This is a genomic window from Pseudomonas sp. EYE_354 (genome assembly GCF_023148575.1).
Classification (GTDB): Bacteria; Pseudomonadota; Gammaproteobacteria; order Pseudomonadales; family Pseudomonadaceae; genus Aquipseudomonas.
Map to the genome: position 1 here is coordinate 125,945 of NZ_JAHXNQ010000007.1, position 15,677 is coordinate 141,621.

At 62.3% G+C, this 15,677-nt stretch carries 14 protein-coding genes; 8 read left to right on the top strand and 6 right to left on the bottom strand.

All coding sequences use genetic code 11. The annotated features are described in order from the left end of the window. Window positions 1-104 precede the first annotated feature (104 nt). The 6 genes from KZX66_RS11860 to KZX66_RS11885 are packed head-to-tail and all read left to right on the top strand — an operon-like array spanning window position 105 to window position 6,144. Window positions 105-3,026, top strand: a complete 2,922-nt coding sequence (locus tag KZX66_RS11860) for a monovalent cation/H+ antiporter subunit A (RefSeq protein WP_248079548.1) — start codon at window positions 105-107, stop codon at window positions 3,024-3,026. Then, window positions 3,026-3,370, top strand: coding sequence for a Na+/H+ antiporter subunit C (locus KZX66_RS11865; RefSeq protein WP_003192163.1), 345 nt, complete (start codon window positions 3,026-3,028; stop codon window positions 3,368-3,370). The genes KZX66_RS11860 and KZX66_RS11865 overlap by 1 nt, the downstream gene beginning before the upstream one ends. Further along, window positions 3,367-5,049, top strand: a complete 1,683-nt coding sequence (locus tag KZX66_RS11870; RefSeq protein ID WP_248079549.1) for a monovalent cation/H+ antiporter subunit D — start codon at window positions 3,367-3,369, stop codon at window positions 5,047-5,049. The genes KZX66_RS11865 and KZX66_RS11870 overlap by 4 nt, the downstream gene beginning before the upstream one ends. Next, window positions 5,046-5,534, top strand: coding sequence for a Na+/H+ antiporter subunit E (locus KZX66_RS11875; RefSeq protein ID WP_248079551.1), 489 nt, complete (start codon window positions 5,046-5,048; stop codon window positions 5,532-5,534). The genes KZX66_RS11870 and KZX66_RS11875 overlap by 4 nt, the downstream gene beginning before the upstream one ends. Beyond that, complete coding sequence (locus KZX66_RS11880) at window positions 5,531-5,809, top strand: K+/H+ antiporter subunit F (RefSeq protein ID WP_005789171.1); 279 nt, start codon at window positions 5,531-5,533, stop codon at window positions 5,807-5,809. Before KZX66_RS11875 ends, KZX66_RS11880 begins: the two co-directional genes overlap by 4 nt. Further along, entirely contained in the window at window positions 5,806-6,144 is a 339-nt protein-coding gene (locus tag KZX66_RS11885) for a Na+/H+ antiporter subunit G (RefSeq protein WP_248079553.1), read from the top strand. Before KZX66_RS11880 ends, KZX66_RS11885 begins: the two co-directional genes overlap by 4 nt. A 130-nt stretch (window positions 6,145-6,274) precedes the next feature. On the opposite strand, the gene cysS is transcribed toward KZX66_RS11885, so the two are convergent. Both cysS and KZX66_RS11895 read right to left on the bottom strand, forming a co-directional pair. Next, the gene (gene cysS / locus KZX66_RS11890) at window positions 6,275-7,663 is read right to left on the bottom strand and encodes a cysteine--tRNA ligase (protein ID WP_248079555.1); all 1,389 of its coding nucleotides are present in this window, start codon (window positions 7,661-7,663) and stop codon (window positions 6,275-6,277) included. 18 nt (window positions 7,664-7,681) lie between these two features. Continuing rightward, window positions 7,682-9,382 (bottom strand): glutamine--tRNA ligase/YqeY domain fusion protein, encoded by a 1,701-nt coding sequence (locus KZX66_RS11895; protein WP_248079557.1) that lies wholly within the window; start codon window positions 9,380-9,382, stop codon window positions 7,682-7,684. Between the two features lie 247 nt (window positions 9,383-9,629). Between KZX66_RS11895 and KZX66_RS11900 the strand changes: the two genes are divergently transcribed. Then, on the top strand, window positions 9,630-10,133 hold the full coding sequence (locus KZX66_RS11900; RefSeq protein ID WP_057721741.1) for a peptidylprolyl isomerase: 504 nt from the start codon (window positions 9,630-9,632) through the stop codon (window positions 10,131-10,133). After that, window positions 10,130-10,912: a UDP-2,3-diacylglucosamine diphosphatase gene (gene lpxH, locus KZX66_RS11905; RefSeq protein ID WP_248079559.1), complete on the top strand. Its 783-nt coding sequence runs from the start codon at window positions 10,130-10,132 to the stop codon at window positions 10,910-10,912. The genes KZX66_RS11900 and lpxH overlap by 4 nt, the downstream gene beginning before the upstream one ends. A gap of 71 nt (window positions 10,913-10,983) precedes the next feature. On the opposite strand, the gene KZX66_RS11910 is transcribed toward lpxH, so the two are convergent. The 4 genes from KZX66_RS11910 to KZX66_RS11925 are packed head-to-tail and all read right to left on the bottom strand — an operon-like array spanning window position 10,984 to window position 15,646. Beyond that, on the bottom strand, window positions 10,984-12,513 hold the full coding sequence (locus tag KZX66_RS11910; RefSeq protein WP_248079561.1) for a DHA2 family efflux MFS transporter permease subunit: 1,530 nt from the start codon (window positions 12,511-12,513) through the stop codon (window positions 10,984-10,986). After that, on the bottom strand, window positions 12,513-13,709 hold the full coding sequence (locus KZX66_RS11915; RefSeq protein WP_248079564.1) for an HlyD family efflux transporter periplasmic adaptor subunit: 1,197 nt from the start codon (window positions 13,707-13,709) through the stop codon (window positions 12,513-12,515). Before KZX66_RS11915 ends, KZX66_RS11910 begins: the two co-directional genes overlap by 1 nt. Window positions 13,710-13,724: 15 nt before the next feature. Beyond that, window positions 13,725-15,176: an efflux transporter outer membrane subunit gene (locus tag KZX66_RS11920; RefSeq protein WP_248079566.1), complete on the bottom strand. Its 1,452-nt coding sequence runs from the start codon at window positions 15,174-15,176 to the stop codon at window positions 13,725-13,727. Further along, a complete protein-coding gene (locus tag KZX66_RS11925; protein WP_248079568.1) occupies window positions 15,173-15,646 on the bottom strand; it encodes a MarR family transcriptional regulator in 474 nt (157 codons plus the stop codon). Before KZX66_RS11925 ends, KZX66_RS11920 begins: the two co-directional genes overlap by 4 nt. Window positions 15,647-15,677 lie beyond the last annotated feature (31 nt).

Below are 15,677 nucleotides of genomic sequence, written 5' to 3' on the forward strand. Positions count from 1 at the left end.
AGCTGCTTTCTACTGCCTCCGTAGGATCCTGCCACATCTTGCCGTTTGGTGATCGAGAAAGCGGCACGTATGATGCATCCCAAACTCCCGCAGATTAGAAGCCTATGTCCCTGATAGTTCTACTGCTTCTGCCATTCATTGGCAGCTGTCTGGCGGCCTTGCTGCCGCACAACGCACGTAACACCGAATCCCTGCTGGCCGGCCTTGTCGCCCTGGTCGGGACCGTTCAAGTTGCCCTGCTCTACCCCCAGATCGCCTACGGTGGCGTGATCCGCGAAGAATTCACGTGGCTGCCCAGCCTCGGCCTTAACTTCGTGTTGCGCATGGATGGCTTCGCCTGGCTGTTCTCGATGCTGGTGCTCGGCATCGGCGCGCTGGTATCGCTGTATGCGCGCTACTACATGTCACCGGACGACCCGGTGCCGCGATTCTTCGCGTTTTTCCTGGCCTTTATGGGCGCCATGCTCGGTCTGGTGATCTCCGGCAACCTGGTCCAGATCGTGTTTTTCTGGGAACTGACCAGCCTGTTCTCGTTCCTGTTGATCGGCTATTGGCATCACCGCTCCGACGCACGACGCGGTGCCTACATGGCGTTGATGGTCACCGGCGCGGGCGGTCTGTGCCTGCTGGCCGGGGTGATGCTGCTGGGGCATATCGTCGGCAGCTATGACCTGGACCAGGTGCTGGCGGCGGGCGCGCAGATCCGCGCGCATTCGCTGTATCCGGTAATGCTCGTGCTGGTGCTGATTGGCGCCTTGAGCAAAAGCGCGCAGTTCCCGTTCCACTTCTGGCTGCCTCACGCCATGGCGGCACCCACTCCGGTTTCGGCCTATCTGCATTCGGCGACGATGGTGAAGGCCGGCGTGTTCCTGCTGGCCCGCCTGTGGCCGTCGCTGTCGGGCAGCGAAGAATGGTTTTGGATCGTCGGCGGTGCCGGCGCGCTCACCCTCCTCCTCGGCGCTTATTGCGCCATGTTCCAGAACGACCTCAAAGGCCTGCTGGCCTACTCCACCATCAGCCACCTCGGGCTGATCACCCTGCTGTTGGGGCTCAACAGCCCGCTGGCCGCTGTCGCGGCGGTGTTCCATATCCTCAACCATGCCACCTTCAAGGCCTCGCTGTTCATGGCGGCGGGCATCATCGACCACGAAAGCGGCACGCGGGATATCCGCAAGCTCAGCGGCCTGGTCAAGCTGATCCCGTTTACCGCAACCCTGGCCATGGTGGCCAGTGCGTCGATGGCCGGCGTGCCATTGCTCAATGGTTTCCTGTCCAAAGAGATGTTCTTCGCCGAAACCGTGTTTATCTCGGCAACCCAGTGGGTGGAAATCGCCCTGCCGATGATTGCAACCATCGCCGGCACCTTCAGCGTGGCGTACGCCCTGCGTTTTACCGTCGATGTGTTCTTCGGCCCGCCTGCCACCGACCTGCCCCACACGCCTCACGAACCGCCACGCTGGATGCGCGCGCCGGTTGAGTTGCTGGTGTTCACCTGCCTGTTGGTGGGGATATTCCCGGCCCAGGTAGTCGGCTCGATCCTCGCTGCCGCCGCCCTGCCCGTGGTGGGCGGTGTACTGCCCGAGTACAGCCTGGCGATCTGGCACGGCTGGAACGCACCGATGATCATGAGCCTGGTGGCCATGACCGGCGGCGTGGTGCTCTACCTGATGCTGCGCAAACAGCTCAAGCGCGGGCGCTTCAAGTACCCGCCGGTCATCAGCTACTTCAACGGCAAGCGCATGTTCGAGCGCAGCCTGGTGGTGATGATGCGCGGGGTGCGCAAGATCGAGAAACGCATCAGCACCAAGCGCCTGCAAACCCAATTGTTCCTGCTGGTACTGGTGGCGGTGGTCGGGGCCACGGTGCCGATGCTCAACAGTGGCCTCAGTTGGGGCGACCGCCCGAAAATTCCGGGTTCCATCGTCTTCGTCACCCTATGGTTGCTGGCGATCGCATGCGCCCTGGGCGCCGCCTGGCAGGCCAAATATCACCGGCTGGCGGCCCTGACCATGGTCAGCGTGTGCGGCCTGATGACCTGCGTCACCTTCGTCTGGTTCTCGGCGCCGGACCTGGCGTTGACGCAACTGGTGGTCGAGGTGGTGACCACCGTGCTGATCCTGCTCGGCCTGCGCTGGCTGCCTCGGCGGATCGAGGAGGTGTCGCCACTGCCCGGTTCGCTGCGCAAGGCGCGCATTCGCCGCCTGCGCGACTTCCTGCTGTCCACCGTGGTGGGCGGCGGCATGGCGCTGCTGTCCTACGCGATGCTGACGCGCCAGACGCCCAACGACATCTCGTCGTTCTACTTGAGCCGTGCCCTGCCCGAAGGCGGCGGCAGCAATGTGGTGAACGTGATGCTGGTGGACTTCCGCGGTTTCGACACGCTGGGCGAGATCACCGTGCTCGGCGCGGTGGCGCTCACCGTGTATGCCCTGCTGCGGCGCTTCCGCCCGTCCAAGGAAAGCATGCAACTGCCCGCGCAACAGCGCCAACTGGCACCGGACGTGGCCACTGATCTGGTCAACCCGCGCCAGGCCAGCGACACCGCCCTGGGCTTCATGATGGCGCCGGCGGTTCTGGTACGCCTGCTGCTGCCGATCGCGCTGGTGGTGTCGTTCTACCTGTTCATGCGCGGCCACAATCAACCGGGCGGCGGTTTTGTCGCCGGGTTGGTGATGTCGGTGGCGTTCATCCTGCAATACATGGTGGCCGGTACGCAGTGGGTCGAAGCGCAGATGAGCCTGCGGCCGATGCGCTGGATGGGCTTCGGCCTGCTGTCGGCGACCCTGACCGGGCTCGGCGCACTGTTTGTCGGGTACCCGTTCCTCACCACCCACACCTGGCATTTCAGCCTGCCGGTGCTCGGGGATATTCATGTCGCCAGCGCGTTGTTCTTCGACGTCGGCGTGTACGCGATGGTGGTCGGTTCAACCCTGCTGATGCTCACCGCCCTGGGCCACCAATCGGTGCGCGCGCACAAACCGAGCAATCAGACCAAAGTCGTCGCCGTAACGGAAGGAGCCGCCTGATGGAAGAAGTCATCGCAATTGCCATTGGGGTCCTGGCGGCCTCCGGCGTCTGGTTGATCCTGCGCCCACGGACATTCCAGGTGGTGATGGGGCTGTGCCTGTTGTCGTATGGGGTCAACCTGTTCATTTTCAGTATGGGCAGCCTGTTTATCGGCAAGGAGCCGATCATTAAGGACGGCGTGCCGCAGGACCTGCTCAACTACACCGACCCGTTGCCCCAGGCGCTGGTACTCACGGCCATCGTGATCAGCTTCGCCATGACCGCATTATTCCTGGTGGTGCTGCTGGCGTCCCGTGGCCTGACCGGCACGGATCACGTGGACGGCCGGGAGCCCAAGGAATGAATTGGGTCAACCAACTGATCGTCGCCCCGATCCTGCTGCCCCTGCTCACCGCCGGGCTGATGTTGATGCTCGGCGAAAAGCGTCGCCCGCTCAAAGCCAAGATCAATCTGTTCTCCAGCCTGATCGGCCTGGGCATCGCGGTGTTGCTGCTGTACTGGACGCAACAAGGCGGCCCCGGCTCCGTCGGCGTGTACCTGCCGGGCAACTGGCAGGTGCCGTTCGGCATTGTGCTGGTGGTGGACCAGCTGTCGGCGCTGATGCTGGTGCTGACCGGGATCATCGGCGTGAGTGCGCTGCTGTTCGCCATGGCCCGCTGGGACCGGGCCGGCACCAGCTTCCATGCGTTGTTTCAGGTGCAGATGATGGGCCTGTACGGCGCCTTCCTCACCGCCGACCTGTTCAACCTGTTCGTGTTTTTCGAGGTGCTGCTCGCGGCCTCCTACGGCTTGATGCTGCACGGCTCGGGCCGCGCGCGGGTGTCGTCGGGGCTGCATTACATCGCGATCAACCTGCTGGCCTCGTCGCTGTTCCTGATTGGCGCGGCGATGGTCTATGGCGTCACCGGTACGCTGAACTTCGCCGACCTGGCGCTGAAGATCCCGTTAGTCCCCGAAGCTGACCGCGGCCTGCTGCATGCCGGCGCGGCCATCCTGGCCACCGCCTTCCTGGCCAAGGCCGGCATGTGGCCACTGAACTTCTGGCTGGCCCCTGCCTATTCCTCGGCCAGTGCGCCGGTGGCGGCGATGTTTGCGATCATGACCAAAGTCGGCGTGTACACCGTGCTGCGCCTGTGGACCTTGCTGTTCTCCGGTCAGGCCGGCGCGTCGGCGTTGTTTGGCGGCGACTGGCTGGTGTACGGCGGCATGGCCACCATCGTCTGCGCGGGGCTGGCGATGCTGGCGGCGCAGCGGCTCGAGCGGATGGCCAGCCTGAGCATTCTGGTGTCGGCCGGGATCCTGCTGTCGGCGGTGGGTTTTGCCCAGCCGAGCCTGACCGCTGGAGCGCTGTTCTATCTGGTCAGCTCGACGCTGGCGTTGAGTGCGCTATTCCTGCTGGCCGAGCTGATCGAGCGTTCGCGCTCGGCCAATGACCTGCCGCTGGATGAGGAAATCGATGCGCTGCCCAAAGCCATGGAGTCCCTGCATCCGCGCCCTGGGGTGAACCTGGATGACGAGCAGAAAGCCGTGATCGGCCAGGTGATTCCGTGGACCATGGCCTTCCTTGGCTTGAGCTTTGTCGCCTGCGCGCTGCTGATCATTGGTATGCCGCCATTGTCCGGATTTATCGGCAAGCTCAGCCTGTTGAGCGCGCTGGTCAACCCATTGGGCCTGGGCAGCGGCCTGGAAGGCCCGATTCGCCCTGCGGCATGGGGCCTGATGGCATTGCTGATCCTGTCCGGCCTGGCCTCGTTGATCGCTTTCGCCCGCCTGGGCATCCAGCGCTTCTGGACCCCAGAGGAGCGCCCATCGCCGTTGCTGCGCCGCTACGAGTGCGTGCCGATCTTCTTCCTGCTGGGCCTGAGCATTCTGCTGACCTTCAAGGCCGAACCGTTGATGCGCTACACCCAGGCCACCGCCGACAGCCTGAACAACCCGGAGCGTTACGTGATGGCCGTCATGGCCACGCGACCGGTGCCGAGCCCTGAAGCCAAGACCGCCGCCATGGAGGTACAGCCATGAACCGCCTGCTCCCTGCTCCGTGGCTATCGCTGGCCCTGTGGGTGCTGTGGCTGGTGCTCAACCTGTCGGTCAGCCCCGGCAACCTGCTGCTCGGCGCCTTATTGGGTGTTCTTGCGCCGCTGCTGATGGCGCCGCTGCGTCCGCTGCCGATCCGCATCCGCCGCCCCGGCATGATCATCCGCCTGTTCTTGTTGGTCGGTCGCGATGTGATCATCTCCAACCTGCAAGTGGCCTGGGGCGTGCTCACCTGCGGCTCGCGGCCACCGCGCTCGCGCTTTATCAAGATCCCCCTAGACCTGCGTGACGCCAACGGTCTGGCAGCCCTGTCGATGATCACCACCGTGGTGCCCGGCACCATCTGGTCGGAACTGGCCCTGGACCGCAGCATCCTGCTGTTGCACGTCTTCGATCTGGAGGACGAAGCGGCCTTCATCGCCCATTTCAAAAGCGCCTACGAACGGCCTCTGATGGAGATCTTCGAATGAGTGCCCTGCTCTCCAATGCAATTTTGTTCAGCCTGTTCCTGTTCTCCCTGGCCATGGTGCTGACGCTGATCCGCCTGTTCAAAGGCCCTTCGGCCCAGGACCGCGTCCTGGCGCTGGACTACCTGTACATCCTGGCGATGCTGATGATGCTGGTGCTGGGCATTCGTTACGCCAGTGACACTTACTTTGAAGCGGCGCTGTTGATCGCGCTGTTCGGCTTCGTGGGCTCGTTTGCTCTGGCCAAATTCCTGCTGCGTGGGGAGGTGATTGAATGATGCCGTTATGGATGGAAATCGTCGTCGCGCTGCTGCTGGTGTTGAGCAGCGTGTTCGCACTGATCGGCGCGATTGGCTTGCTGCGCATGAAAGACTTCTTTCAGCGCATGCACCCACCGGCACTGGCCTCGACGTTGGGCGCGTGGTGCGTGGCGCTGGCCTCGATCATCTATTTTTCGGTGCTCAAATCCGGGCCGGTATTGCATGGCTGGTTGATCCCGATTTTGTTGTCGATCACCGTGCCCGTGACCACGTTGCTGTTGGCACGGACGGCGCTGTTTCGCAAGCGCATGGCCGGTGATGATGTGCCGGCCGAGGTCAGCAGCCGCCGCTGAGCGCTGAGACGCGCACCCTTCTACGGTTGGATCGCAGCCATTTCCAACGCCGTTTTAGGGTTGTCGGCCGGTTTTACAACGAAAAAAAACCCCGAACACTTCGGGGTTTTTTTCATTCAGCGTTCAACGATCAATCCTGATCAGCCAACCGCCACGTCGTCCCACCCTTCCCGTCTTCCAACACCACACCCATTGCGGTCAGTTGGTCACGGATACGGTCGGACTCCGCCCAGTCCTTGCCTGCTCGGGCGGCCAAACGCGCCTGAATCAGCGCATCGACCTCAGCCGCATCCACACGCCCTTCAGCGCCGGCTTGCAGGAACTCGTCGGCTTCCATCTGCAGCACGCCCAGCACGCTGGCCAGTTCTTTGAGGCGCGCTGCCAGACCTGCCGCCGCGTCGAGGTCGCTCTCGCGCAGGCGGTTGATCTCGCGCACCATCTCGAACAGCACCGCGCAGGCTTCGGGGGTGCCGAAGTCGTCGTTCATGACTTCGGTGAAGCGTGCCACGAACGCTTCGCCGCCGGCGGGTGCGACCACTGGAAGGCCCTTCAACGCGTGGTAGAACCGCTCCAGGGCGCCTTTGGCGTCCTTAAGGTTGTCTTCCGAGTAGTTGATGGCGCTGCGGTAGTGGCTGGACACCAGCAGGTAGCGCACCACTTCCGGGTGGTACTTTTCCAGCACGTCGCGAATGGTGAAGAAGTTGTTCAAGGACTTGGACATCTTCTCGCCATTGATGCGGATCATGCCGCAGTGCATCCAGGCGTTGGCGTAGGTCTTGCCGGTCGCGGCTTCGCTTTGAGCGATTTCGTTTTCGTGGTGCGGGAACTCCAAATCGCTGCCGCCGCCATGAATGTCGAAGGTCTCGCCCAGGCAGCAGGTGGACATCACCGAGCATTCGATGTGCCAGCCCGGACGCCCGGCGCCCCACGGCGACTGCCAGCTCGGCTCGCCCGGCTTGGTGGCTTTCCACAGCACGAAGTCGAGCGGGTCCTGCTTGGCTTCATCGACTTCGATGCGCGCACCGATGCGCAGGTCTTCGATCTTTTTGCGCGACAGCTTGCCGTAGCCCATGAACTTGGCGACGCGGTAGTACACGTCGCCGTTGCCTGGGGCGTAGGCGTAACCCTTGTCGATCAGGGTCTGGATCATCGCGTGCATGCCAGGGATGTGGTCCGTGGCACGCGGTTCCATGTCCGGCTTGAGGATGTTGAGGCGGGCCTCGTCCTCGTGCATCGCGGCGATCATGCGCTCGGTGAGCGCGTCGAACGCCTCGCCGTTTTCATTGGCGCGGTTGATGATCTTGTCGTCGATGTCGGTGATGTTGCGCACATAGGTCAAGTCATAGCCGCTGAACCGCAACCAGCGGGTCACCAGGTCGAAGGCAACCATGCTGCGGCCGTGGCCGATGTGGCAGTAGTCGTACACGGTCATGCCGCACACGTACATGCGCACCTTGTTGCCATCGAGCGGCTTGAAGACTTCTTTGGTCTTGCTGAGTGTGTTGTAGATCGTTAGCACAACGGCTTCCTTAGAAAATCACTGGCCCCACGAATCACGCAAGGTCACGGTACGGTTGAAGACCGGATGACCAGGTTTGGAGTCCTTGATATCCGCGCAGAAGTAACCTTCGCGCTCGAACTGGAAACGGTCTTCCGGCTGTGCGTCGCCAAGCGATGGCTCGGCACGACAACCAGTGAGTACTTGCAGGGAGTCAGGGTTGATGTTGTCGAGGAAACTCGCGCTGTCTTCGGCCTTCTCCGGGTTTGGAGAACGGAACAGACGATCGTACAGACGCACTTCGCACTCGATGCTGGCCGCGGCCGGCACCCAGTGGACCACACCCTTGACCTTGCGGCCTTCAGGGTTCTTGCCCAGGGTTTCCGGGTCGTACGAGCAACGCAGTTCGACGATGTTGCCGTCGGCGTCCTTGATCGCTTCGTCGGCACGGATCACGTAGCTGCCGCGCAGGCGCACTTCGCCATTGGGCTCCAGGCGCTTGTAGCCTTTTGGCGGCTCTTCCATGAAGTCGTCACGGTCGATGTAGATTTCACGGGCGAACGGCAGCTTGCGCACACCCAATGCTTCGTTCTGCGGATGACGCGGCAGTTCGAGGTGGTCGACCTTGTCTTGCGGGTAGTTGGTGATCACGACTTTCAACGGACGCAGCACGCACATGGCGCGCGGCGCGTTCGCATCGAGGTCCTGGCGGATGCTGAACTCGAGCATGCCGAAGTCGACCACGCCGTCGGAACGGTTGGTGCCGACCATGTCGCAGAAGTTACGGATCGACGCCGGGGTGTAGCCGCGACGGCGGAAGCCCGACAGCGTCGACATGCGCGGGTCGTCCCAGCCATGCACGTGCTTCTCATCGACCAGTTGTTTGAGCTTGCGCTTGCTGGTGATGGTGTAGTTCAGGTTCAGACGACTGAACTCGTACTGGCGCGGCTGGGCCGGCACCGGCAGGTTGCTCAGGAACCACTCGTACAGCGGGCGATGGCTTTCGAACTCCAGCGTGCAGATGGAGTGGGTAATGCCTTCGATAGCGTCCGACTGACCGTGGGTGAAGTCGTAGTTCGGGTAGATGCACCACTTGTCACCGGTCTGGTGGTGATGGGCGTGGCGGATGCGGTACATGATCGGGTCGCGCAGGTTCATGTTCGGCGAGGCCATGTCGATCTTGGCGCGCAGCACGCGGGCGCCGTCCGGGAACTCACCGGCACGCATGCGGGCGAACAGGTCCAGGTTCTCCTCTACCGAACGATCGCGGAACGGGCTGTTCTTGCCGGGCTCGGTCAGCGTGCCACGGTATTCCTTGGCTTGCTCCGGGCTCAGGTCATCAACGTAAGCCTTGCCGGCCTTGATCAGCTCGACGGCCCAGTCGTGCAACTGGTCGAAATACTGCGAGGCGTAGCGCACTTCACCGGACCATTCGAAGCCCAGCCACTTCACGTCGCTTTCGATGGCATCGATGTATTCCTGGTCTTCCTTGGCCGGGTTGGTGTCGTCGAAACGCAGGTGCGTGACGCCACCAAACTCCTGGGCCAGGCCGAAGTTCACACAGATCGACTTGGCGTGACCGATGTGCAGATAGCCGTTGGGCTCTGGCGGGAAGCGGGTGACGATCTGCGTGTGCTTGCCCGAATCCAGGTCCGCCTGGATGATCGGGCGCAGGAAATTGACCGGAACGGCAGGTCCGGCCTTGGAATTCGAGGTAGGGTCGACAGTGGGCTTGCTCATAGGATCCTTGAACAGACAGGTACGTGGCCGGTGGAGGCCAGATAAAACAAAGCCGTTATCATAGCTGATGCTGTCAAGCCGCTGACAGCGCACGGTCAAAAACTGCTGTTTTTATTGCATGGGCGGTGAAAAACCACCTCGAAATTCCTGGCGGGCACGCTAAACTGCGCGCCTTGGCCGCCGTTTAGCCAGACAGGTAAAGCGTTTATTCGCCCAAACCCACGAATTCCCTGAAAGAGTAGTGAACATGACTCAAGTCAAACTGACCACCAACCACGGTGACATCGTCATCGAGCTGAACGCCGAGAAAGCGCCGATCACCGTCGCCAATTTCATCGAGTACGTGAACGCCGGCCACTACGAAAACACCGTTTTCCACCGTGTCATCGGCAACTTCATGATCCAGGGCGGTGGTTTCGAGCCAGGCATGAAAGAAAAGAAAGACAAGCGCCCAAGCATCCAGAACGAAGCGGACAACGGCCTTTCCAACGACAAGTACACCGTCGCCATGGCCCGTACCATGGAGCCGCATTCGGCCTCCGCGCAGTTCTTCATCAACGTGGCCGACAACGCCTTCCTGAACCACAGCGGCAAGAACGTGCAGGGTTGGGGTTACGCGGTGTTCGGTAAAGTCACCGAAGGCCAGGACGTGGTCGACAAAATCAAAGGCGTGTCCACCACGTCCAAAGCCGGTCACCAGGACGTTCCAGCAGAAGACGTTATCGTCGAGAAAGCCGAGATCGTTGGGTGATATTGCTGATTTCAGATTTGCATCTGGAAGAGGAGCGCCCGGACATCACCCGGGCGTTTCTGGATCTGCTCCACGGCCGCGCCCGTGGTGCCCAGGCGTTGTACATTCTGGGGGATTTTTTTGAAGCCTGGATTGGCGACGATGGGATGAGCGCGTTCCAGCGTTCGATCTGCGAAGCGCTGCGTGAGCTGAGCGACAGCGGCACCCCGATTTTTATCATGCACGGCAACCGCGATTTCCTGATCGGCAAGGCATTCTGCAACGCTGCAGGCGCTACCTTGCTCAAGGACCCGAGTGTCGTGCAGTTGCATGGCGAACCCGTGCTGTTGATGCACGGCGACAGCCTCTGCACCCGCGATGTGGGCTATATGAAGCTGCGCCGCATCCTGCGTAACCCGATCGTGCTGTTTATCCTGCGCCACCTGCCCTTGCGCACCCGCCATAAACTGGCGCGCAAGCTGCGCAGCGAAAGCCGTGCGCAAACGCGCATGAAGACCAACGATATTGTCGACGTCACCCCCGAGGAAGTGCCGCGGCTGATGCAACAATTTGGCGTGCGCACCCTGGTCCACGGCCATACGCACCGCCCTGCGATCCATAAATTGCAGATTGGCGATCAGGCGGCCAAGCGCATTGTGCTGGGGGATTGGGACAAGCAAGGCTGGGCGTTGCAGGTGGATGAGCAAGGCTTCCAACTGGCGGCATTTGACTTCGTCAAGCCGCAGTTGGCGTTGCCTGTGGGAGCCGGGCTTGCCCGCGATGCAGGCACCTCGGTGTAACAAGAACACCGAGGTGCTGCTATCGCAAGCAAGCCAACTGCCACCGTTGGTTGCATTCCAATCTTTGCAGATCAGTGGCCGCTTGCCTCCGGCCCCGCCTTCGCCCCAAACGGCGGCTTGGCCAGCCATACCAACAACATCAATGCCATGAACATCCACCCCATCAACGTGAAGTAATCCACGGTGGACATCATGTATGCCTGGCTGGTGAGGATCTGGTCCAGTTGCGCATACGCCTTGTGCCCTGCCCCTCCGAGCGCCTGCAACGCGTCACGGGTGGCCGAGTCGTAGGTGGTCATGTTTTCGCTCATGTACGCATGGTGCTGGTCGGCCCGACGAATCCAGATCCACGTGGTGAGCGACGCCGCAAAGCTGCCGCCCAATGTGCGCAGGAAGGTGGCAAGACCCGCGCCGTCGGCAATCTGGTGCGGTGGCAGGTCGGACATCAAGATGCTCAAGGTCGGCATAAAGAACAGCGCCACGCCGATCCCCATGAACAGTTGCACCAGGGCGATGTGGGTGAAGTCCACCTCATTGGTGAAACCGGCACGCATGAAGCAGCTCAGGCCGATCGCCAGAAACGCCAGGCCCGCCAGCAGGCGCAGGTCGAATTTATGCGCGTACTTGCCCACGAACGGCGACATCAGCACCGGCAGGATGCCGATCGGCGCCACCGCCAGCCCGGCCCAGGTGGCGGTGTAGCCCATCTGGGTCTGCAGCCACTGCGGCAGAATCAGGTTGATACCGAAGAACCCCGAGTAGCCCAGGATCAACACAATGGTGCCGATGCGAAAGTTGCGGTAGGCAAACAGGCGCAGGTTGACCACAGGGTGTTTGTCGGTCATTTCCCAGATGATGAACACCGCCAGGGCAATCACCGAGATAGTCGCCCCCATGATGATGAAGTTCGATTCAAACCAATCCAGGTCGTTGCCCTTGTCGAGGATGATCTGCAACGCACCGACCCCGACGATCAAGCTGAGCAGGCCCACGTAGTCCATCGGCTGGTAACTGGTGACTACCGGACGTTTCTTCAACTGCGCGCGCACCACCATCACGGCAAAGATGCCGATGGGCACGTTGATAAAGAAAATCCATGGCCAGCTGTAGCTGTCGGTGATCCAGCCACCAAGGATCGGTCCGGCAATTGGCGCCACCACCGTGACCATCGCCAGCAACGCCAGGGCCATGCCGCGCCTCGCGGGCGGGTAGACCGCAATCAACAGGGTCTGGGTCATCGGGTACAACGGCCCCGCGACCAGGCCTTGCAACACCCGAAAGCCGATCAGTTCAGGCATCGAGGTGGAGATACCGCAGAGAAACGACGCCAGCACAAACAGCACGGTCGCCCACAGAAACAGCTTCACCTCGCCAAAGCGCCGGCTCAACCAGCCGGTGAGCGGCAAGGCGATGGCGTTGCTCACCGCAAACGAGGTGATGACCCAGGTGCCCTGCTCCGAACTCACGCCCAGGTTGCCGGAAATAGTCGGCAACGCCACGTTGGCGATGGTGGTGTCGAGCACCTGCATAAAGGTCGCCAGCGACAGGCCAATAGTGGCCATCAACAGGCTGGGCGGCGTGAAGGAGGCGTTATTGCTCATCAGCGTTGCACAGCCTTCGGTGCGGCGAGGCTGTTGTCATGGATCAACTGGGTGATCATGGCGTCAGCCTCGGCCAATTGGCGGTCATATACAGTGGTGGTGAACGAGGCTTTTTGCGGCGCCTGTTGCGCCAGTACCGGACCGCTCTGGTCGTGCAGGTCCACATTGACCACGGTGCTCAAGCCCACGCGCAGCGGGTGCCTGGCCAGTTCCTCGGCATTGATGTGGATACGCACCGGCACCCGTTGCACGATCTTGATCCAGTTACCCGTGGCGTTCTGCGCCGGCAGCAGGGCAAACGCGCTGCCGGTACCGGCGCCGAGGCTGTCGACCGTGCCGCTGTACTTGACGTCGCTGCCGTAGATATCCGACTCGATGTCCACCGGCTGGCCAATACGCATATCACGCAGTTGGGTTTCCTTGAAGTTGGCGTCGATCCACAACTGGTTCAGCGGGATCACCGCCATCAACGCGGTACCGGGCTGCACGCGCTGACCCAGTTGCACGGTGCGTTTGGCCACGTAGCCGGTGACCGGCGCGATCAGGGTGCTGCGCGCATTGGCCAGGTAGGCCTGGCGCAATTGCGCGGCGGCGGCCTGCACATCCGGGTGGGACGAGATCACCGTGTCGTCCACCAGGGCGTTGCTGGTTTTGAGCTGCTGCTCAAGGTTGGTCAGGGCGTTTTTGGCCGCTGTGAGCGTGTCACGGGCGTGGGACAGTTCTTCCTGGGAAATCGCCCCGCCCTGGGCCAGGGTTTTGCGGCGGTTGTAGTTGTCCTGTGCGGTCTGCACATCGGCTTTCTGCGCATTGACCTGGGCTTTCATGCCGTCGACGTTGCTGTACAAGCCACGCACCTGCCGCACCGTGCGCGCCAGATTGGCCTGGGCGCTTTGCAGGCCGACCGCGGCATCGTTCGGGTCAAAGTTGATCAGCACCTGACCCTCGTGGACCAGGTCGCCATCGTCGGCGCCGATGCTGACCACCGTGCCGGTGACCAGCGGGGTGATTTCCACCACGTTGCCGTTCACGTAGGCGTCGTCGGTGCTTTCGTTGAAGCGCCCGTAGAACTCATACCAGCCCCATACGCCCACGACGCAGAGGATGACGATCAGCGTCAGGCCGATAAGCATGACTTTGCGCTTGCGCGGGTTGCTGTCTTGGGTAGGTGTAGCGGTGTTGCTGTCGGCAGTGGCCATGACAAATACCTCACATTATTCCGTGCGTGTGGCTGGGGTGGTCGACGCCACGTTGTCGGCGTTGAAGCCGCCGCCCAGGGCCTGCATCAATTGAATCGACAGATCGATTTGCCCGGCATTCAGGGTCGCCAGCTGACGCTGGGCCTGCAGCAATTGCTGCTCGATGCTGAGCACATCCAGGTAGTTACCGATCCCGGAGCCATAGCGCTGAACCACCGTGTCGTAGGACTGCTGGGCAATGTCCGTGGCGTGTTGCTGGGCCTGGATCTGCCGGGCGGTTTCGCGCAGTTGCGACAGGGTGTTGCCGATATCGCCCAAGGCTTGCACCAGGATTTTGTTGTACTGCGCCACGGCGAGATCGTAGTCGGCGTCGCGCGCATCGAGGTTGGCGCGCAGGCGGCCCCCGTCGAAGATCGGCAGGGAGATCGTTGGCGCAATGTTGAAGAAACGACTGGCCGAGCCGAACATCGCGTCCCCCAGCAACGACTCAGCCCCGGCGCTCGCGCTCAGGTTGAGGTTGGGGTAGAAGCGCGTCTTGCTCGCCGCGATATCTTTACTGGCCGCCTCGACGCGCCAGCGCGCGGCGATCAGGTCGGGGCGCCGCCCCAGCAGCTCGGCGGGCAGCACCGACGGTACGGCGACGACAGCGGGTTTGAGCACCGCCGGGCGTGCCAGCTCGTTGCCGCGGTCCGGGCCTTTGCCGAGCAACACCGCGAGGGCGATTTTGGCGCTTTGCAGCTGTTTATCCGCATCGATCAGTTGTGACTGGGAGCTGGCTTCCAGGCTTTCGGTCTGCTGATACTGGTACTCGCTGTCGATGCCCGCATTCAAACGGCGTTTGCTCAAGTCGAGCATTTGCCGGGTGCGCTTGAGGTCGTCGGCGGCCAGGTCTCGCACAATGTGCGCCTGACCCACGTCGCTGTAGGCCTTGGCCACATCGGCAGCCAAGGTCAGGCGCGCGGCCTGCTGGTCGACTTCGGCGGCACGGGCCTGGCCCAGCGCGGCTTCCCAGGCGGCGCGCTGGCCACCCCAGAGGTCGAAGGTGTAATTGAAGCTGGCGCCGATTTTTCGCACCGTGGAATACGCATCGCCCAGCCCTTGCGGGTCCTGGTCCTTGGCCAACCGCGACCGGGTCACGCCGGCGCTGGCATCCAGGGTCGGCATGCGCGAAGCGTCGGCGGCATACGCGGCGGCTTGGGCCTGGTGCGCACGGGCACTGGCCACTTGCATGTCCGGGCTGTTGTGCAGGGCTTCTTGGATCAGGCCGTCGAGCTGCGGGTCGCCGAGGTTTTTCCACCAATCGGCGCTGGGCCACGCGGCGTTCGACAGGGGCACGCCGTTCAGGGATTTGCCGGTTTGCAGGGTGTTGGCGTCGAGGCGCTGACCCTGGGTGTCGAGGCCGCTGAAGTTGGCGCAACCGGCCATGCTCATGGCCACGAGCACCAGGCAAAGGGCACGTGTATTCATGTGTTACCCACCCGCTGCAGGGTGATGGGATCACCGGCAGCTATCAGAATTTTCTTGAGGATCCGTTCCAGGGCCTCCAGCTCGCCTGGCTCCAAGGCGCCGGCCAGTTGGTTCAACGCCTTGGCGCCGATATGCGGCAGCATGTCCGCCAGGCGCTGGCCGTCGGCGGTCAGCACCAGTTGCACCTGGCGGCGGTCCAGCTCGGAACGCTGGCGGCTGAGCAGGTTTTTTTGCTCCAGCCGGTCGAGCATCCGGGTCATTGACCCGCTGTCCAGGGACAGGTGGCGACACAGCTCGGCCGGGGTGTCGACCCCGAACTGCGCCATGATGATCAACACCTTGAACTGCGCGGCGGTGACACCGTGGGGTTCCATATGGGTGTCAATGATGCGGTCCTTGAGGATCGCGGCGCGGCCCAGCAACAGTCCGAGGTGGCAGTTATGGAAGTTTTCAGGGGTGAAGTGAGACATCGAAAGTCACCTTATTACTGCCTAGGCAGTG